This window comes from Bacillus cereus group sp. BfR-BA-01382 (genome assembly GCF_022663475.1).
GTDB classification, from domain to species: domain Bacteria; phylum Bacillota; class Bacilli; order Bacillales; family Bacillaceae_G; genus Bacillus_A; species Bacillus_A thuringiensis_S.
This window is the reverse complement of record NZ_JAKUFQ010000004.1, coordinates 1-20,777: the sequence shown is the minus strand read 5'-3', so window position 1 is coordinate 20,777 and position 20,777 is coordinate 1. Positions and strand designations below refer to the sequence as shown.

The window sequence follows — 20,777 nt, the reverse complement described above, 5'->3', positions numbered from 1 at the left end:
TCGTTTCTATAGCTTTTAGAAAGATTTATAGATGAACCAAGGAAAAGATTCCCTCTATTAAAATAAAAAAGCACCAAAAAGGTGCTTTTTTTACGCTTCAGCCGATTGATTTTCAGCAATATTTTTAAATTGTCGTTTGTGCATCAAAGTTAAGGAAGCGATCGTTCCAAGTGATAATACAACGATAAAGATCATGAGCACTCCTATGTTTTGCCACATGAAGTCAAAGTCTCCACTCGATACGACTGCTTTCAGTCCTGATACAGAGTATGTCATCGGTAACCAAGCATTAAATGGTTGTAAAAACTTCGGAATTAACTCTAACGGGAATGTTCCAGCACTTGTTGTAAGCTGCATAATTAATGTGATGATGGCGATAAAACGCCCTGCATCACCGAATGCTGTTACTAAACATTGAATTAATGCAATAAACGCTAAACTTGTAACGATGCTAAAGAGTATGAAGTACGGAATACTTTGTACTTCTACACCTAATCCGAACAGTAATATAACATCTGCTACTATCGCTTGAATAATACCGACTGATAGTAACACGCCGAACTTACTAATAAACCAACTAAATCCTGATTTTGGAACGCCAACTGTATCACGTAATGGATATACGATTGATAATAGTAATGCCCCAACGAATAAACCGAGTGATAAGAAATACGGTGTAAATCCAGTTCCGTAGTTAGGAACTTCCGCCATTTTCTCCGTCTTCACCTTTACAGGACTTGCAAACATATCATACGTTTTATCCGTCCCTTTTACTTCACCAGTTTTTTCTGCTCCTTCGCCCAGTTTCTCAGCAAGTTCGCCTGAACCGTCGTTTACTTTCACGAGGCCATCTGTTACTTTTCCTGATCCATCTGCTAGTTTATTTACGCCGTCGATTAGCTGGGTTGAGCCTGTTGACATTTGATTTAGGCCACCATTTAGAGTACCTAAGCCAGTTGTTACTTGGCTTGAACCGTCTGTTAATTGCGTTATTCCTCCTGACATTTGATTTGCTCCCGCGGATAATGTACCTAAGCCGCCTGTTACTTTGCTTGAACCATCTGCTAATTGAGTTACTCCATCAATTAATTGATCTGACGCCTTATTTAAATTATTTGCACCTACTTTGGCATTATTTAATCCTTCACCAAATCCATGAAACTTACTTACAAATTCGTTTTGCGCATTCATTAATTTCGTAATACCATCCGTTAAAGTGTTAATCCCACCTGAATTCGGTAGTTTGTTTTGCATTTCACTTGCCTTTTGATTTATTTCACCTTTTAGTTGATTTACTTCTTCGTTTAATTGCTTTGTTCCACCCGATACTACAGCAACTTTTTGTTGAACTGTCGCTGTACTTTTTGCCGCATTTGTTATATACGGTTGTAACTGCTCTTGATATTCTTTTGGTAAACTCTCAATTTGCTTTTGTAAATTAGCTACATCTTGCGCTGCATTTTTGGCATCTCCTGCTGTTGATTGAGTAAATCCATTTAACTGATTTACGTTTTTTTCAGCTCCGTCTATTTTCTCATTTACTTTATTTAATATTGTAGGAACTTTCGCCTGCATTTCCTCTAAACCTGCAGCAGAAATTTTCACTTTACTATCTAATTCTTGCAAACCCTTTTGAATTTCTTGAGAACCTTTCTCTAATTGAATTTGCCCTCCCGCAAGTTTTTCCATGCCATTTGATAGTTCAGTTGTTCCTGTTTTTAATTCACCTGTTTTACTTGCCAATAAGCTCAAACCGTTAGTTACTTTCTCAGATCCATCACGCAATTCACTAATTCCTTTTTGCATTTCACCCGTTTTGCTACTTAACGTATTTAAACCGCTTGTTACTTTTCCTGATCCAGCTACTAACTTATTAGATCCATCTGCTAATTTCTGAGCTCCATCCTTCATCTCTCCAGACTTCCCTTGAAGTGTATGAAGGCCATCCGTCACTTTACTGGAACCATCATGCAGCTCACTTGATCCGTCGTGTAGTTTATTTGCTCCTTCCGCCCCATCTGCTAATCCTTTTGAGACGTCTTGAATAGAATCAAACATTTTCTCTGCATATGTTTTCGTTAACGTACTTGATACTTCACCTTTAATTTTTTCAATTGCTGTTCCGCCAATTTGTGAAGATAAGAAGTTTAAGCTTTCGTTTGGAATGTATTCTAAGTTTAATGGTTTTGGATCATCTTTTAATAACGTTGTAGCGTTACTTGAGAAGTCATTTGGAATGCGTACTAGCATGTAATACTTTCTACCTTCCATTCCTTTTTTCGCTTCTTTTTCACTTACAAATTCCCATTTGAAACTTGTATTATCTTTTAAGTTATCAACGAGCCCTTTTCCGACCTCAATTGGTTTCCCATCAAATACTGCACCTTTATCTAAATTGACTACCGCAACTGGTAAATCATCTAACTGTTTATACGGATCCCAAAAGGCCCATAAAAACATACCTGCATATAAAATTGGTACGAATAATACCGCGATAATTGGAATTAATATTTTTTTACTTTTTATAATTTCAGTAAACTCTTTACGAAGCAACTGATTCCATTTCATCATTTCTCCCCCTTTTCTAAATGACCGAATTGTTCATTTGGTCATTTTCTCCCAAATAAAAAGGCTATACTTATTCATACATATGCCTTATCCCCAAATTTATACTATGCAACTTTTATTCAATATAATTATAATTTTTCTATAACTCCTCCTCAAATTAAATATATGACCTCATTATTAATTTGGTCATTTTTTTATAAAATTAAAAGGATCATCTTAGTTTGACAATCCTTTTAGTAAATAAAGTTCAAATAACTCTGCAATTTTTTCTTTTTCTAGCGGTTCATGATTTTTTTCCCAATCAAAAATAAGCGATACATATAGACGAAGCATAATAAATGCTGTAATTTCGGGATCACATTTGCTAATTTCACCTTTTTCAATCGCAATCTTTAAATACGATTGAATAACAGAAACGATTTCCACATCAACTTGTTGCATGACTTCTTGTACTTCTTTCGTTCCCATATCGCGCTCTTCTTGAATTAATTTAATCATGAGCTGATGTTCTTTTCTAAATTCCAAGATGCTATATAATGCTCTATGTACATTTTCAAAAAATGAAACATCTGAACGAATTGCACTTTCTGCAACTTGCTTCATTTCTGTAATTAAATTAGAAATAATTTCACCAAATAGCTCTTCTTTATTTTTGAAAAAAGTATAAATCGTTCCTTTTCCTACATTCGCTAACTTCGCTACTTGATCCATCGTTGTTGCTTTATAACCGAACGCTGAAAAAGACTTTGTTGCAGCTTCAATAATAGAACGTTTTCGATCTATCGCCACATCTTCACCTCCAAAAATGACCAATTGGATAATATAGTCAATCAGTACACCTTTGATATTACCACACGCTTACATTCTAGACAAGTTCTCTTTTTTATTATTTCCAGTATAAAAAAATTCCAGTCAAGTTATATAATACTGTCATAGTGTATCAGAAGGAAAGAGAAAAAGAAAAGGTGTTCTTAAGATATATGATTAAACCTTACTTCACAACAACAAAATTCCTCTTTTTCAAATAATCAAATAAAAAAACAAGAAAATCTTTACAATTAATAGTAATATAGAAAATAGACAAGTTTATCAAAATAGTGGAGGCTTTTTCAGTCATGATGCGTGCGCTTCGTTTAAATATAAAGCAAGCTTTTTGTAATCGTGTTTCTTTAATTATTATGTTTAGTGGACTAGCTCTTATTTTTATTTACCATTATTATTATGTAATTCGTTACATTGGGGATGGAACGGATGCGTTTGTAACAACAGCTTTTAAATGGATTGGATTTCGCGACAATGAAATGGATGTTTATTTATTATTAATGCCCGTTATTGCTAGTTTCCCCTTTAGTACAAGTTACAATTCGGATAAATCAGATGGTTTTAAACCGTTTGTAAGTAAAGGGATTTCTTTGTTCCCTTATTCAGTAACGAAATATATCGTTACATTCTTTTGTGGCGGACTTCTTTATACATTTCCATTCATCTTATCGTTATTATTTTGCAAATTAACCATTCCAGACGGAGAACCGACGGCTGGTTCAGGCATTATAAATGATAATGGGATGTTTGCAAACTTATATTACGAATCTCCCCTCACTTACATTACTGTATATATCGGAATTAATTTTTTATTTGCAGGTTTAATGGCCCTTTTAGGACTTGCAGCATCTGCGTGGTCACAAAAGGACTATATGGCGATTCTCTTCCCATTTGCAGTTGCCTCCATTCCATACGTCCTGCTAAATACGATATTCCCTACAATAGGCGGAGCGCCTTTTCATTTATATGACCCAAAACAACCGTTGCATGGCATGTCGCCGTATATTTTAACGATGCAATGCACTTTTTTCCTTCTCGTTAGTTTATTCATGTACATACAAGGAGTAAAGCGTGATAGAAAAAAATATAGAAGAAGGTTGCAAAGAAGAGAGCGGTGTAGAAAGGCGTTTCAAGTATAATAAAACCCTAATTTCCTTACTATATTGGAAATTAGGGTTTTATTTACTATTCATTTACGGTGTACCAGCCAATCCCCATAAAATAACAACCGCTACAAAATAAATTGCTTTAATCGCCACTACTAAACATAATGAAGCAATTGCATATTTACTTAATTCTCTTCTTGCACCTATTAAAGTGAAAATAACCGCCAAACTAAATGTTATATAAGAAGTTGCTGTATGTATTAAGTTATACGTAATGTCTAAATTACTTGTAAGTCCTGTTATATCAGCTACAAACTGAAGCATGACGATCGTACTAAAAAAAATTGCAAACTGATTCATTAATTTTCCATTTATTCGTGCTTGCATCGCTGCCCTCCTAACGACTGAATATTCAATTAATTTTATCATCAGATTACAAAAAAAGGAATCATCTCTTTATACTATTGATGCAGAAACAAAAAAGAACGCTCAGTCACCTAAGCGTTCCTTTCTTTAAGAAGCTTTCTTCAAATCAATTTGAGCAAGTACTGGGTCATGATCGCTTACACGTCCGTGCTCTTTCATTATGTTTGAGTTTAAGTGCACTGGATCTACAATTGTGTGCGGTGCGATGTTGTTTGTTACTAAAATATGATCTAACACTTGTGCATTTCCTTCGTGAATGTACGTGTAACGATTCTCTTTCGGCACTGTGTTTAACATATTCTTTAAGTTTGTTCCTTCTAGTGCTTTTAGTGGTTTAGCAAACTCAAAATCGTTCATATCTCCTAACACAACAACTGGTGCATTTGTGTTCTTTTTCTGAATTCCTTGTACAAATTGATTTACTTCTTGTGCTAACTGAATTCGTTTGTCTTCACTTTTTAATACGAGCGGTTGCACTTTTCCAAATGGCGTTGCATCCCCTATTTTTGAGTTTAAGTGATTTGCAACGACAACAACGTTTTGTCCTTGGAACGTAAATTCTGCCGCTAACGGTTTACGTGTACTTTCAAATAATGAACTTTCGTCTCCAATGCGAACCACATTTTTATCAAGTAACTTCGGTACCGTCGCTAATTTCACGCGTGATGGGTTGTAGAAGAAACCGACGCGAATATTCGCTCCTGGTGCTCCTCCGTCTAGATTATTGTTTGGAGCAATTTCTACATACTCATACTTCGGTCCACGAATTTCTAGAACTGCATCAATGATACGTTTTGCGCTCAATGACGCATCTGTTGTACCGTCATTAATTGATCCGTTATTATCTTGCATTTCCTCTACACCGATAATATCTGGCATTTTTAAATTGTATTTAATAGAATACGCTAACGCTTTTACTTTTTCATCTGTTGTTTCTTTTTTATTCGCCGAGAAGTTTTCAATGTTATATGTAGCAACTGTTAACTTATCAAGACGAGGCTGAATATTTGCCCCTACTTGCTTAAATCCACCATCCACTACAGCTGGCAATTCTGTTATTGGCGAAATACGGAAAGAACCGTAATCATATCCTACTACCCCTGTTATATCTCCAGTGAAAGTATCTCCTACTTTTGCTACATAATCGCGAGGCACTTTTACAGAAAGACGCTCTGGGTTTAATTGATTTTCATCTAATAGAGGTGTGCCATATTGTGTTACTATTTTATCTCCACCATTTTTTACTGTTACATATAAATTTCCGTTTTTCTGAGGTGCAATAATTTTTGGTGTTGGCATCGTAACACGCATACCTTCTATACTTTCATAGAAGTCGATTGCATCTTCATTTGGATCAAATAAACCAAATGCATCATTATCAATAATCTGATCCGGGATTTTCACACCGTTTTCCCCAAGTACAATCGGTGCTGGTAAAGATTGATCTTTTGCGATTACAACAACGCGACTCGCCTTAATTTCTGTCGTCGTTAAGTCTGTTTCAAATCGCTCTGCATATCCTGGTCCAACATATTCTTCTACTACTCCATCAACTTGAATAAGATCTCCTACTGCTACATTCGCATCTTTTTTGTATACGTACATACCTTCTGAAGTAGCTGGATCATTATCTAGCTGATTGTCTTCTATATAAAAGCCGTTTTTATCAAGCGCTGTGACAACGCCTTCCACATTGTATACTTTCTTCCCGTTGTAAGGAGACATATGTGATTTTCCTTGAATGTCATGAATACGAACCTGTTCATTATTTACGATAATAAACGAAAACGTCGAAATTGCTGAAGAAGTAAGCCCTTCTTTTTCTGCGATTGCTTTCACTACACTATTTTCATTCACTACAATTTGTCCATTATAACGAACACTTTTATTAGTAGGATTAGAGCCATCTAACGTATAGTAGATTGTTGCCCCTTCTGTATTCGTCGTTAATGTTACCGCTGTTCCTTTAGCAACTTCTCCACCGTTCGGTGAAGCTACTACATCGCTAACACGGTTTTGGCCTTCACCTTGAAACTTATAAGCTGTTACTGATTTTAAACCTGGGTTACTAAAATATAATTCAAGAGTCCCAGTCAAACTAACTTTCTTCCCGATATTTTCAGGATGATCTTTTACATTCACTGCCGTTCTCACATCACCTTTTGGCAACTGAACAGGCATGATTTTGTCTGGATTCGTTTCGTTTGGCGAATCTGCAATTGCTACGTTTGTATCATCAAACTTAGCTGGATCCTTCGTATATTTAGAAGAACTTTGCGTATATCCAACAATGTACCCTTCCACTATCCCCTTCGTTTTCCCTTGCTGCTTAAATACTTGAATTGCTTTTTCTACTGACATAGAAGCAGTTTCTTCTGCTTGCGCTAAAGTTCCAGTAAATGAAAGCAATAGCAAGAATGATAAAAAGACACTTAACAATTTCTTCACAGCCATTTTCCTCTCCATATTTCATATTTTCTCAGCATTTCTATCATAACAAATGATTCGTTATATAGAACTATTTTTCGACAAATTTTACAAAAGATTTATTTAATTTACAAGCTTTCAACCTATAATACAAAATAATAATTTTACACCTTCTACAAATGCACTCTATAATGTTAGAGAGAGAAAACAGAAAATATAGACATTTGATTGGCATGTAAAATGGATTCATTTGAATAGGAGTGATTGGATGGAAGTGCAAACAGAAACATACCGCGCAGCTATGAATGGAACATTAGAACGTCATTTTTCAGATATGATTGCTGTTATACCAACTAGAATTACAATTGAGCAGTTAAAACAGCGGCTAGAGACTATCGCTACTAAAGTTGATGAGTTAAAAATTGTTTATAGTGATGAGACAAGCCTTATTGTTGAGTTACATATGGATGAAGCAATCATACCGTATGAACTGCATATTGATGAGGCGAATGACCCAGAAGAATACAAAATGTACAATAGACAAGATTCTACAATCGTAGATCGTAATTTTGAAGATGCGGCTTTCGGCACTGAAATTTTCACTCGTACGCTATTTGTAGGCGATGTACTGGACTGCTTTTTCCAGCAGTTACAGTTTTTATGGAATCTCGCCCCAGATTTGTTATTTGTAATCGATTCAAGTGCATCAATGAAAGTGATATCTAGAAGCTATATTGAATATCACGTTGAAAATGAATTATTACCTGACATTCCTGACTTGTACGTTATTCATTCTGTTTATGAAGACGATAAAGATGATGAGCCTACGCAATATTGGTTTCATACACATGGTCTTTTAAGAGCAGGCGTAACTGAAATAGAGTTAATTATTCCAAATCGCATTTCTTCCTACTACGGCATTAGCGATCTCTTTCAAACATTTGCTAATAATGCGGTTGAAAATGGACAAGTCCCTATGAATGAGCCTATCGTTATCGCGCATAGTCAACAAGGTTCTATACATACAGTCGCTATTCCGTGGGAAAAAGGATTATCTTATATAGGGCATAAAACGAGTATGGACCAATTATCTTCAATCGAGGATGAAGAAGTGAAACTACAACCAATAGATGCACAAAATACTTTCTTAGGCGGAATGGATGCCCGAGATGAATACCATCAATCTCCATCCGTTCTCTTATTCAAATTTAATACTTCAGAAGAATATATTGAAAGTTTTTTCAAAGAACACGAGGAAGCTACAGGGCTCATGTTCTATAAAACAAATAGTGAAACCAATCGTATGGCTTACAATGCCAAAAATACTTTCGGGTATTTCAGCAACATTTTTCACATTGAACAATCAAATGAAGATTTTCGTTTCCTTGCTAAGTTTGGTGTCTCCTACGAAGAAGGAAAAAGTGAACATATGTGGTTTGAAATGCAAAACATTACGGAAGATTTCATTCAAGGAATACTCATTAATGAACCATATTTTATAGAAGATATGAGTGAAGGAAATAGTTATCATTTAGATTTTGATAACTTAACAGAGTGGGTTATTTATGCAGGAGATGCCGTTATAAAGCCAAATAACTTATATATGTTTATTGGCGAATAAATATTTTATATAACAAACGAAACGCCTTCAATATGATTGAAGGCGTTTCTTTTATTGTGCGATTAATTCAGCATCTATTACTTTCTCCAAATGGGATAATACACGCTTTGCAGCTTCCTCACCTTGATTAATACAATCTGGAAGTCCAGCACCAGCATAGGAGCTACCTGCCAAGTATATACCAGGCAACTCTTTCTGCATAAATGTTGTGAGCTTTTTCATTCGCTCATTATGGCCTACTGTATATTGAGGCATCGCTTCTTTCCAGCGGCTTACGATTGTAAATTCTGGATCCTCTGTAATATCCATCGTTTTTCTTAAATCTTCTAGTACGAGCTGAACGAGTTCTTCTTCAGTTTGTTCTACAACCGCTTCATCACCAGCACGTCCAACGTAACAGCGAAGGAGTGTTTTTCCTTCTGGCGTTGTATGTGGCCATTTTTTATGCGTCCACGTACATGCTGTAATCGTGTAATCGCTATTTCGTGATACGACAAATCCTGTACCATTAATATCGCGCCGGATTGCTGACTTTTGGAAAGCAAGTGCCACATTCGCAACGGATGTGGCCGGAATATTACGGAAGAAACGAAACTGCTTGTACTGAGCAAACATGGACGGCAATACTTTATGCGAAGTTGCCACTACGATGGCGTCCGCTTCTATTTCTTTTCCATTACTAAGAGTAATTGTATAACCATCACCCTGTTTTGCAACTTTTTCAATGCGAGTTCCCTTTATTATCGTACCTTCATGCATCTTTGCTTCGAGAGATTCTACGATAGATTCTAAACCTGTTTTCACTGTTTGGAAGATTCCTTTTTTCGGTTTAGCTTTCTCTTCTTTCGGAGCGAGCGTACGCATGCCGAGTGAAATACTGCGATGTTTCTGCTCAATCTGATACATTTGCGGGAATGTTGACATTAAGCTCATTTCATCAATATCCCCTGCATAAATACCCGATAGTAACGGTTCTATTAAGTTTTCAACCACTTCGTTTCCAAGACGATGTCTGAAAAATTGTCCGAGTGATTGGTCAGATACTGGCTTTGACCTCGGCATTAATAGATCAAAACCAGCTCTTAGTTTACCAATTGGGGAGAACAGCCGGGAAAATAGAAACGGCGTAATTTGCGTTGGAATTCCCATCATTGATCCATTCGGCATTTTATGTAACCGATTGTTTACGAGGATAAATGATTGACCGGCTTGATTATTTACAAGTTCATCGCCAAGACCTAATTCTTTCACTAATCTAGCTGCACTTTCTTTTCGTGCTAAGAAAGAATCCGGTCCGCGTTCAATTGTAAATCCATCTTTTCGAACGGTTTGAATTTTTCCGCCAAGTTTACCCGATGCTTCTATAAGTAATGTATCAATCGGCAAGTTTTTTTCATGAATATTTTTTTGTAAGTTATACATTGCTGTTAATCCCGTTATGCCTCCGCCGACGATCACAACTTTTTTCCTCAAGCAGGCTCCCCCTTTCTTCTTACAGTACAGATTCTTTTTTCTTTAATACAACATCTGTTAAACAATCAATAAATGCGTCCGATGCATTTGGCATTTCTGGACGATAATATTTCGCGCCAATTTCATCCGTTACAACTTTACACTCAAAGTCGTTGTCATATAAAACTTCTAAATGTTCAGCAACAAATCCAACTGGTGCATATACGAATGAAGTATAACCGTGCCTTTCATTTAGTTCTCTCGTTAAATCTTGTACATCTGGACCAATCCAAGGATCTGGTGTGTTTCCTGCACTTTGCCAGCCTACTGCATAGTTTGCTACTTCAGCTCCGCGCGCGATATAATCAGCTGTTTCATTTAATTGATCTGGATATGGATCGCCCATTGCAATAATTTTCTCTGGTAAGCTATGTGCAGATACGATTAATACTGCTTTTTCACGCTCTGCATCTGACATACCGTTATATATACCTTTCACTGCATCAACCCAGTACTGGATGAATTTCGGCTCTTTATACCAGCTATCGATGCCGTGAATTGTTAAGTTCCCAAGTTTCTCAGCTTCTTCTTGTGCTCGTCCAACGTATGATTTCACGCTAAACGTAGAATAGTGAGGTGCAAGAACAAGTGCGATTGCATCTTGTATTCCGTCGTTATGCATATCTTTCACCGCATCTTCAATAAACGGTTCAATATGTTTTAAACCAAGATACATATGGTACTCTACTTCATCTTGCACTTCATTTAAACGCTTCTCTAACTTCTTAGCTTGCTCTAATGTAATAGTAGCTAAAGGAGAAATACCACCAATTGCACGGTAACGCTCTGTTAAATCTTCCAGCATTTCAGGACTTGGCTTTCTTCCTCTGCGAATATGTGTATAGTAACGTTCAATATCTTCTTCTTTATATGGCGTTCCATATGCCATTACAAGCAAACCAATTTTCTTTTTCATACAGCAATTCTCCTTTACTTCGCTAACTGCCCTTTAGAGTATTCATGAATAAATGTAGTTAAACGTTTTAATGTATCTGGATTTACTTCTGGGAATACACCGTGTCCTAAGTTAAAGATATAACCAGGCTCTTTCATCCCTTGATCTAAAATACCTTTTACATGTTCTTCAATAACAGACCATGGCGCAAGTAAGAATGAAGGGTCCATATTTCCTTGTACCGCCTTATGAACGCCGCGTGCACGTGCTTCTTCAATTGGTAAACGCCAGTCTAAGCCGACTACATCAAGCGGTAAATCGTGCCACTCATTCACTAAGTGTGCAGCTCCTACGCCGTGCATAATCATCGGTACACCCATAGGGCGAACTTCTGCAAAAATACGCTCCATTGCTGGTTTAATAAATACGCGGTAATCTGCTACATTTACTGTTCCAACCCAAGAATCGAAAATTTGAACTGCTTTTGCTCCTGCGTTAATTTGCGCTTTTAAATATGTAATAACCATATCTGCTAGCTTATCCATTAAAGCGAACCAAGCTTTCGGCTCTGCATACATGAACGCTTTCGTATTATGGTAGTTACGAGATGGACCGCCTTCAATCATATAGCTCGCTAATGTAAATGGAGCCCCTGAAAAACCGATTAACGGTACGTCTAACATTTCTGTCGTTAATAAACGAATTGTATCTAATATGTACGGTACGTCATCTTCCGGATTAATTTCCCCTAGTTTTTCTACGTCTTGTAAAGAACGGATTGGGTTATCAATAACTGGCCCAATACCTGATTTAATTTCTACATCCACACCAATTGCAGGTAGTGGTGACATAATATCTTTATAAAGAATTGCTGCGTCTACGTTATATTGATCAACCGGCAATTTTGTAACGTAAGCACATAACTCTGGATTGTGTGTAATTTCAAATAAAGAATACTTTTCTTTAATCTTTCTATATTCCGGCTGTGAACGACCTGCTTGACGCATATACCATGCTGGTACATAATCGGTACGTTCCCCCCTACATGCTTTTAAAAATGTCTCATTTATAGTTCTTACCAAGACCCTTGCTCCCTTCCTTACCAATGCTTCGAATACGTTCGATATTTATCTTTTTTTACTATACAGCTTGTAAAAACAAAATGCATAATATTATGTACGTTGTTCATTAAATTGACACAAACATTCGTAAAAACGCTTACTATTTTCACAACATTCTTATTATAACACAGAGAAAAACTATGGTTTAGCTACTTTTGACTTTTCTCCTTCGCGATTCGTTTGTGTATTGTATGGTACAACGTAAAAGCTCGGTTTTGAAAATATGTTAACGAACTTTTCCTCATATTCTCCAGCACCATTTACAGTGCTAACATGCGTATGAATTCCGTTCTCCACTCTATAGATTCGGTACATAATTCTGTTATCTGGAAGTGGCGTCCAACTTAATTTTGCTTTAAATAAACCGAAAGGGCTAAATGATAGTTTCATTTTTACATCTTCAATTCTACGCAGCCGAATCGGAGCACCGATTGTTTCCACACCTTCAGGCTTCATAAACTTCTCTTTATGTTCTACATTAGCCTTCGTTAAAATTTTCTTAAACAATTTTGTCGCAGATGCACTTTCTCCTTGCAACTGATGTTCCTTATCCGTACGGTCATAACCAATCCAAACAGCGCCTACTAAGTTCGGTGTATAGCCGACGAACCACATATCTCTTGCTCCCTTATCGTCATTTGGCAATGAAGTTGTACCCGTTTTTCCAGCTAACGCACCGTTATATACACCTGCTCTCGCTGTCCCTTCCTTCACAACTCCTTCTAACATTTTCGTCATATACCATGCCGTCTGTTTCGAAAAAATTTTCGTCTCTACTTTCGGTGATTCCCCAATGACTGCACCGTGTCTATTTAATACTTTATCAATAACGTGCGGCTCAATAATATTGCCATTCGCTAAAAATGAACGATACATTTTTACAAGATCAAATGTTGAAACACCATTTTTCAATCCGCCAAGTGCTGTACTTAAACCAGCATCTGCAATATGAACATTTCCTTTTTCTAAATATTGTTTTCCTTCTTCTACCCCTAACTCATTTAATAGAGAAACTGCTGGTACGTTTGCCGACTCTAAAATCGCATCATACATCGTCATTTCTTTTGAATACTCATGATTATAATTTCGAGGTTCATACCCTTCAAAAGAATTTCTTTCATTCGTTAATAAAGAATACGGATTATACTTTTTCGTTTCTAGTGCTGGTGCATAAACGATAAGTGGTTTTAAAACAGATCCGGGCTGCCTTTTGGCAAAAACACGATTAAATCCTCTCGGGACGTACTTTCTTCCCCCAATCGCCGCTTTAATCCCTCCCGTACGATTATCCATTAATAAAAATGCACCTTGAGCCCCCTCTTCTTTCCCAGGAAAATTCCTTGCATCTTGAAACTGGTTATACGCTACCTTTTGAATTTTTTCATCCATAGGTACGACAAACGTATATCCTCCGCGAAGTACTTCTTGATGAGACAACCCGTATAAACGAGCGGCTTCATCTATGACCATATCAATATACGGCATATATGCAAGCTCATTTTCATCTAAGTTTTTATATAGAGCAATTATCTTCCCTTGATAACGAACGCTTTCTTCTGCAGTCAAATAGCCTTGTTTATGCATAAGTGACAACACGAGATCGCGGCGTTCCTTACTCTTCTCTGCAGAGTAGTACGGTGAATATCCGTTTGGTGACTTCGGAAGACCTGCAAGCATTGCCCCTTCCTCTACTGTTAAATCCTCAACATTTTTATTAAAATACAGCTTTGCTGCTGCTTGAATACCGTAAGCCCCATGACCAAAATAAATATGATTCATATACATTTCAAGAATTTGTTGCTTCGTATATTTTTGCTCTAATTGAAGAGAAATTGCGACTTCCTTCAATTTGCGCGTAAATGTTTTTTCACGAGTTAAAAAGACATTTTTAGCGAGTTGCTGCGTAATGGTACTACCGCCCTCTAGCTTTTCTCCAGCTAACGTATCTTTATAAAGAGCACGGAATATAGACGGATAATCAATTCCTTGATGCTCATAAAAACGAGAATCTTCCACCGCAACAAACGCCTGCTGCACATACTTCGGAATTTGCTCGATCGGTACGAGCTCCCTATTTTCTACGTATAATTTCGTAATTTCTTTCCCTTTCTGGTCAACGATACGTGATGAAGAGTGGAAAACGAGCTGCTTTTCATCCATCATATAGCCACCAGCTAACACGATAAGTTTATAGAGTACAATCGCTACTATAAACGTTGCGACGCCACCTAATAAAGTCCACTTTACTTTCTTCATACATCGGCCTTCTTTCCAAATGATGGTACATTTATTATTTGAAAAAGAAGTATCTTTATGTATATAATCTTCGAAGTTTTTTAAGAGAGTTGATATAATAGAAACAAACTATTAAGGGGGCATTAAAATGAAGGCTATTATTTCATACGAAACACCTCTAGAACAATCACATTTCACTGCAAAAAATGATGAGAAAAATATGTTTTATAAAGAAAATACAGAAGAATCTGTAGAAGGCTCACTTCAGTATGACGTACTAGATGCTGTCGGTGAATTTAAAGGACAACCTGGCTATATCGTTTGTAACAATATTTCTGTAACAGACGAAGGTCGCCCAGTATTTGAAAACCGTTTTAAAAACCGTGCAGGCCTTATTGAAAACGAACCAGGATTCCAAGCGATCCGTGTTCTACGCCCATTAAGTAACGATACATATGTCATCTTAACGATGTGGGAAACGGAGCAAAACTTTAAAGACTGGACAGAATCACGTTCATTCGAAAACGCTCATAAAAAACGTCCTGCACAAGCAGAAGGACAAGCACAGGCACAGGCGCATCCACATGCCGAACAGCAAAAGAGTATTTTCTCTCGTCCGTCGTTCGTGACTACTTTTGATGTGTTAGTTTAATTAAAAAGTGATAAAACACTGACAGTACGTGAAATTATATTAACGGTTTTTCGAATATATCTATCATACCTTTGAATATATCAACGATTTTTTCAATTTATCTATCACATCTTGAAATATATCAACGATTCGACTAAAGATATCGATTTAATGACAAAAAGGAAACACCATTACACACCGGTGTTTCCTTTTTCTTTGTACCAATTATATATACGAAGCGAATCTTTTTTTCTCATATGCTTTACTTCATAACCGCGCCCGGCTACCGCTACAAGAGTTGTACATAATTCATCTTTTCTTTGAAAATACGATTGATTATAACCTACTGCTTGAACATGTCTTCTTCGCATTATTCCTGTATATTTCGAAAAATTACGATATACAACCGTTAGTTGATTTTCTCTTAATTCATAACCACCACTTTTATATCTAGCATACGCAAGTAACAAAAACACGATAAATAACGGTAAAATAACAAACAACGCAATATATCGTTTTAAATATATACTCACGCTGGCAATTAGAACTGTGAGTATGATACTTATTAACCAGCCCATAATGAAATAACGACGCAACGCTGTTTTTGGTAAGTGAACGATCTCCGCTTCGATTTCATAAGGTAACTCTAAATATGTGAGCAGGTGCTGTACATCTTTTTTCTTCATAAATGGATGCAACATTACTTCGTTACTTGCTGCTCCAATACTTTGAATTGCTTCCACTTCAACAGCACAATAGCCAAACGGCTGGCGAAGCATACCTTCTTTTACAGTAATCGCTTGAATGCGGTGCAATTTTAAGACAAACTCTTTCTTTTCAAATAATCCTTGAACGATACGAATCTCTTCCCCTTTTCGCCCAATTTTAAAGTTTGCATATTTCAACACATATCCAGCCGTGGAAATAATCCATGAAATTGCCATTAAAATTAATGCAATTACAATTAGTTTATAAACACCGTTTCCCATCACATACGCTTCTACTTTACTTGTGAATCCTTCAGGAAGAACAAAATCAAACTTTGTGTAAAGAAGTACTAGTCCAGAGAACACTAGTCCGAACCGACCAGATGTAATCGCTGCGGCTAAAACCTCTTTCGCTGTTAACTGATAAACCGTCTTGCTTTCTTCCTCTTCTATTTCTTCTTTTACAGTAGTTTCTTTCTTATGTAATACAGAGATTAAATGTTTTGCCTCGTCTTCTTTAATACCAGCCAACATCACTTCTGGTTCATTACCACCACCGGCTACTTCTATATTTAACTTCATGAGTCCGAGCATTTGATAAATGAAGTTAGAAGACGTACTAATATTTTGTACACGCTCTTTATTTAAATAGCTTTCCTTCTTTACAAAAACACCGTGCTTTACATGTAACATATTATTCTCAATCCAGTACACTTTAAAATACCATTTAATTGCTGAAAAAATAGCCATGATGAATAAAACAACCAGAAGGAAAAGATAAAATAAATACCAAGGTTCCACTTGTTCATCAGGTTTAAATAAAACAAGAATAATAAGTGGCAACAAACTCGCAACCCTAATACCTAACAATATCGTGATCGGATGTTGCCTCTTATACATCCTCATCACTCACTTTCGCAAGTTCTCCAATTTGTCTTTTCAGCTGTTCTGCTTCTTCTTTCGTTAAACCTGGGATACTATGAGAAGTTGCGGCTGTTGAAATGTGTAATTCTGCTAAATTATACTTTCTCATAATCGGCCCTTGCTCAATCGTTACGTGCTGCACACGGATCATCGGAATAAGTACGCGTTCTACAACAAACATTCCCTTTTGAATCTCAATCTCTTCTTCATTTAATCTGTAACTATAATAGCGCTGACGTAAATTTGGAAACACAAAATAATCAAGTGGAATAAATGTAATGGCTCCTGTTACTAATAGTCCAAACAACCACCCCCACCAGTTAAAGTTAATCATGAAAAAGAAATATGCAATTACGACTGTTAGTATAACTGCCGCCCCAATTAAAGCGTGAATCCTCCACACTTTCAGCATATTAGAATGAATCTCCCTTTCTAACGGCTGCATCTCATCACTCCAATTCTATGAATTTATTACTTATATATTATCAAAAAATAAGGTTTTATATACATTTTTGTAAATTTATAGTCAAATAAATATAAGTGAATCAAAAGCATGTTAAAAAACATATATTATAAATATGAATTATATTAGACCAAATAAACCCTGCATGATTCATGCAAGGTTTATCGTTTTATACACAATATATTTCATCATTGTTGAGATATACTAGCATCGCTTTCAATTCGATTTTCTTTTTGACTCAGTTTTTTATCTTTAGATTTTTTTAATGTTAAAGTCATGCCAATAAAAATAAAAAGAATTCCTGTTATTTGCATTAAAGTTGGACGGAATCCAGTAAGTACAGTATCTAATAATATTGCCACTGCCGGATCTAAAAAAACTAATATTGAGATTGTTTTTGTAGATAAATGGCGTAAACTATCAAAAAACAGATAATACACTATCCCAGTGTGAATAAAACCAGTAGCTATAATATATGTCCAATTACTTTGAGTGAGGCCACTAAAAGCATCTAAATCTATAAATGGTATTAAAAGAAATATCCCCAAGAATGTTTGTAAAAATGTCATTGCATACGCACTCATTTTGTTAATCCCTTTACCAAATAAAGTTGTAAATGCATAAAAGAGAGCTGCAAGAAATCCCCATATCATACCTGAAGACATTAATGAGCCTACAGAGAAGCTTCCATCGATACCAGCAATTAATAAAGCTCCCACAAAACACACAATTATTGAAATGATAGATATTAATGTTAATTTTTCTTTAAAGACGATACTTCCAATTAACAGTACAATTACTGGTGCAAGATGATAAACTGAGATAGCAATTGTAACTGACATATTTTCAAAGGCTTTAAATAAGAAAACCCAATTAAATACTAAGAAAAAGCCACATATTAAAACTTGAATAACTTCTTTTCGTTCCCATTTATCTTGTTTATATTGCCCTGTAAGCAACCAGCATACACTTAAAAATATTGTCGCAAAAATACACCTTACAAACACTAATTCAAACGAAGGCAAGTTTGTTTGAACAGAAAAAAATCCAACTGATCCAAAGATAACCATTGACGCTATCATCTTTAAGGCCGGTACCGTTTTCTCTTGCTTAAAACTTTTTTGAAGCAAATTAATCCCCCTCCAATAAAAAAATCTGTTTATAGTGAGAAAAACACCAGCCTAAAAAAGGACAGGTGCTTTTCCTCAAAAACACTCAACTACAAGTTTTTCCCAGCAGTCCAACCACCATCAATTACAAAATTAGAACCAGTAATAAAGCGGGCCTGATCAGAAATCAAGTACTCAATACATGAAACAATATCCTGCGGCAACCCCCAAGTATCTAAAGATTGATTACTTTTTATCATAGACATCAAGGCTTTATTACTAAAGTATTCTTCTGTAAGTTCAGTTCTAATAACACCAGGAGAAATGCTATTTACTCTTATATTTTGCTTCCCAAATTCCATAGCCATCTGTTTAGTCAATCCGATTAAGGCATGCTTTGATGCCACATAAGCAGCTCGCTCTGGTTCAGCCATTAATCCAGAAACCGATGCTATATTCACAATACAACCTTTTATTTTCGATTCACACCATCGCTTCGCTACTTCCCTAGAAAGTATAAATGGGGCTACTAAATTTACATCAATTACTTTTTTAAACATATCATCGGATAAATTTAAAACAGGTGTTATCTCTCGAATACCAGCAGCATTTATTAATATATCAGGAGAAAGCTTTTCTAAATCTAATTGAGTAAAAAGATTATGAATCGCTTCACTATTACTTAAATCAATTTGCACTACTTTCAAAGGCATATCTGTTTTCATATAATCTATTAAGTTATTATTATTAATATCAAGAGCTATTACATGAAAGGATTTTTCTAAAAAGTATTTTATACAAGCATGACCTATACCACTATTGGCTCCAGAAATCATAATTATTTTATTCTCTCTCATTTTGTCTCCTTATAAGAAAATGTTACTAATAAAATATCACGAAAAGCTTCAGTACTACATTCTGTTCCAAGTGGAGTTACGGCATGGAAAACCTTTTGTCCAAATACTAAAGTTTCTAAAGGCTCCTTCAAACTTATAAACTGATTAATTTCCCTTGGAGAATTAGCTATTAAATTATCTCCGCCAATAGCTGTATTACTTAAATTCATAAGGTGTAAAAACACTACTGGTTCATCATCTTTATGTAACCAAATAGGTGAACTAAAAGATGGTCTTTCTTTAGTAGCTTTATATCTTACTTGATGTAAACCTATAATTAAATCTTTACTTGTATCTATTATATTTGTTTTAAATGCAAATTCAGTATCGAAACGCACGATATTTTGAATTAAAGGATTATATAAAAAACTATCATTTATGCTATGGAACTGTCTAACTTTACCGCCATCATCATAGTTATATTCTTTAGATTGGAAGTAATCATTACTATTATCTAAAATATAATCTGGTGAATCAACATACTTTATATACCTTGAATAAGATCTAGCACGGCATTCACCGTACGCATCATCTTCCAAATTATAATAATCTAACTGTGCTTGTGTTAATAAACGATGATTCTCTTCCTCTTGTAAAAAGATTTCATTTGAGATTTCAAGGAATCCCTTAGATTCAAATTCATGTACCTTTTCTTCTATGCTAAAGCCACTCATTTTACTAAGAACAAACGTCATTATAAAAACCTCCACACTATTGTATTTTTCTTTCTCACCCTATGTTAGAAATGCAATAAGTAACCGAGATTCTTGCTTAATAAAATTAAAAATTATGATATTCAATTAATACACCAAATGAAATATATGTAATCCATTAAAACTATTTCTTAAGCAATATTATATATCCTCTTGGTTATTTTTTCTAATTATCTGAAGATTTTTCAACATTAGTCTTAATATTCAAAATTAAAGAAATGTATTTTTCAGAAAGAGAAAACTGCGAGTATTGCAATTATTTATGTATATAACTTTTTTTAAAATTATATTTTAAATATAACTAGTTTTTTATAATTTTTTTGATATAATTACATACGGGAAACGGGAAGAATTTTGTCTTCCCAAGTGTTTTTATTTGCATCTAGTTCTTTTGCTAGATGCCTTTTTTTATGTTAAAAAAGGTATCCTCAAATACTTTGAGGATACCTTTTCACTTTTATTATCTCTGCTGTTTTCTACCTAATACGAGTAATCCAAAACTCATCATTACAAGAAGTGCTCCCATATATGGTTCCACAGGCATTTTCTGCCCTGTCTTTGGTAATTCTTTTTCCGGTTTTTCTGGACCCGGTGTTCCAGG

General features: G+C 35.5%; 17 protein-coding genes. 3 read left to right on the top strand and 14 right to left on the bottom strand.

What is annotated here, in order from left to right; translation table 11 throughout:
* Nucleotides 1-90: 90 nt before the first annotated feature.
* Together MR160_RS02845 and MR160_RS02840 are read right to left on the bottom strand one after the other, a co-directional pair.
* A complete protein-coding gene (locus tag MR160_RS02845) occupies nt 91-2,568 on the bottom strand; it encodes a YhgE/Pip domain-containing protein (RefSeq protein ID WP_017762890.1) in 2,478 nt (825 codons plus the stop codon).
* Nucleotides 2,569-2,784: 216 nt separating this feature from the next.
* Nucleotides 2,785-3,357, bottom strand: a complete 573-nt coding sequence (locus tag MR160_RS02840; RefSeq protein ID WP_000963381.1) for a TetR/AcrR family transcriptional regulator — start codon at nt 3,355-3,357, stop codon at nt 2,785-2,787.
* A gap of 326 nt (nt 3,358-3,683) precedes the next feature.
* Between MR160_RS02840 and MR160_RS02835 the strand changes: the two genes are divergently transcribed.
* A complete protein-coding gene (locus MR160_RS02835; RefSeq protein WP_000984163.1) occupies nt 3,684-4,529 on the top strand; it encodes a hypothetical protein in 846 nt (281 codons plus the stop codon).
* 54 nt (nt 4,530-4,583) lie between these two features.
* Here MR160_RS02835 and MR160_RS02830 read toward each other — a convergent pair whose 3' ends face one another.
* Both MR160_RS02830 and MR160_RS02825 read right to left on the bottom strand, forming a co-directional pair.
* On the bottom strand, nt 4,584-4,883 hold the full coding sequence (locus MR160_RS02830) for a hypothetical protein (protein ID WP_001148894.1): 300 nt from the start codon (nt 4,881-4,883) through the stop codon (nt 4,584-4,586).
* A 126-nt stretch (nt 4,884-5,009) separates the two neighbouring features.
* The gene (locus tag MR160_RS02825; RefSeq protein ID WP_136999911.1) at nt 5,010-7,376 is read right to left on the bottom strand and encodes a DUF6359 domain-containing protein; all 2,367 of its coding nucleotides are present in this window, start codon (nt 7,374-7,376) and stop codon (nt 5,010-5,012) included.
* 241 nt (nt 7,377-7,617) lie between these two features.
* Between MR160_RS02825 and MR160_RS02820 the strand changes: the two genes are divergently transcribed.
* Complete coding sequence (locus MR160_RS02820) at nt 7,618-8,970, top strand: DUF4026 domain-containing protein (RefSeq protein WP_017762888.1); 1,353 nt, start codon at nt 7,618-7,620, stop codon at nt 8,968-8,970.
* Nucleotides 8,971-9,021: 51 nt separating this feature from the next.
* Here MR160_RS02820 and hemY read toward each other — a convergent pair whose 3' ends face one another.
* The 4 genes from hemY to MR160_RS02800 form a co-directional block, all read right to left on the bottom strand.
* Nucleotides 9,022-10,443 carry a protoporphyrinogen oxidase gene (gene hemY, locus MR160_RS02815; protein ID WP_001228108.1) on the bottom strand — a complete coding sequence of 474 codons (1,422 nt, stop codon included), beginning with the start codon at nt 10,441-10,443 and terminating at the stop codon, nt 9,022-9,024.
* A 19-nt stretch (nt 10,444-10,462) separates the two neighbouring features.
* On the bottom strand, nt 10,463-11,398 hold the full coding sequence (gene hemH, locus MR160_RS02810; protein WP_000726782.1) for a ferrochelatase: 936 nt from the start codon (nt 11,396-11,398) through the stop codon (nt 10,463-10,465).
* 14 nt (nt 11,399-11,412) lie between these two features.
* Complete coding sequence (gene hemE / locus MR160_RS02805; protein ID WP_000252608.1) at nt 11,413-12,459, bottom strand: uroporphyrinogen decarboxylase; 1,047 nt, start codon at nt 12,457-12,459, stop codon at nt 11,413-11,415.
* A 177-nt stretch (nt 12,460-12,636) separates the two neighbouring features.
* Entirely contained in the window at nt 12,637-14,754 is a 2,118-nt protein-coding gene (locus MR160_RS02800; RefSeq protein ID WP_000756277.1) for a transglycosylase domain-containing protein, read from the bottom strand.
* Between the two features lie 127 nt (nt 14,755-14,881).
* On the opposite strand from MR160_RS02800, the gene hmoB reads away from it, so the two are divergent.
* Entirely contained in the window at nt 14,882-15,385 is a 504-nt protein-coding gene (gene hmoB, locus MR160_RS02795) for a heme-degrading monooxygenase HmoB (protein WP_000644095.1), read from the top strand.
* A 170-nt stretch (nt 15,386-15,555) separates the two neighbouring features.
* Here the strand turns inward: hmoB and MR160_RS02790 are convergent, their stop codons facing one another.
* The 6 genes from MR160_RS02790 to MR160_RS34780 form a co-directional block, all read right to left on the bottom strand.
* Nucleotides 15,556-16,971, bottom strand: coding sequence for a PH domain-containing protein (locus MR160_RS02790; protein WP_000278154.1), 1,416 nt, complete (start codon nt 16,969-16,971; stop codon nt 15,556-15,558).
* Nucleotides 16,964-17,440 (bottom strand): PH domain-containing protein, encoded by a 477-nt coding sequence (locus tag MR160_RS02785; protein ID WP_001182720.1) that lies wholly within the window; start codon nt 17,438-17,440, stop codon nt 16,964-16,966. The genes MR160_RS02790 and MR160_RS02785 overlap by 8 nt, the downstream gene beginning before the upstream one ends.
* 206 nt (nt 17,441-17,646) lie before the next feature.
* Nucleotides 17,647-18,588, bottom strand: coding sequence for a DMT family transporter (locus MR160_RS02780; protein WP_000939629.1), 942 nt, complete (start codon nt 18,586-18,588; stop codon nt 17,647-17,649).
* An 89-nt stretch (nt 18,589-18,677) separates the two neighbouring features.
* Entirely contained in the window at nt 18,678-19,424 is a 747-nt protein-coding gene (locus MR160_RS02775) for an SDR family NAD(P)-dependent oxidoreductase (protein ID WP_001208943.1), read from the bottom strand.
* Nucleotides 19,421-20,158, bottom strand: a complete 738-nt coding sequence (locus MR160_RS02770) for a 2OG-Fe dioxygenase family protein (protein WP_000144818.1) — start codon at nt 20,156-20,158, stop codon at nt 19,421-19,423. Before MR160_RS02770 ends, MR160_RS02775 begins: the two co-directional genes overlap by 4 nt.
* A 478-nt stretch (nt 20,159-20,636) precedes the next feature.
* Nucleotides 20,637-20,777, bottom strand: a 141-nt coding sequence (locus MR160_RS34780; protein ID WP_255787453.1) for an LPXTG cell wall anchor domain-containing protein, incomplete at its 5' end; no start/stop codon positions are given.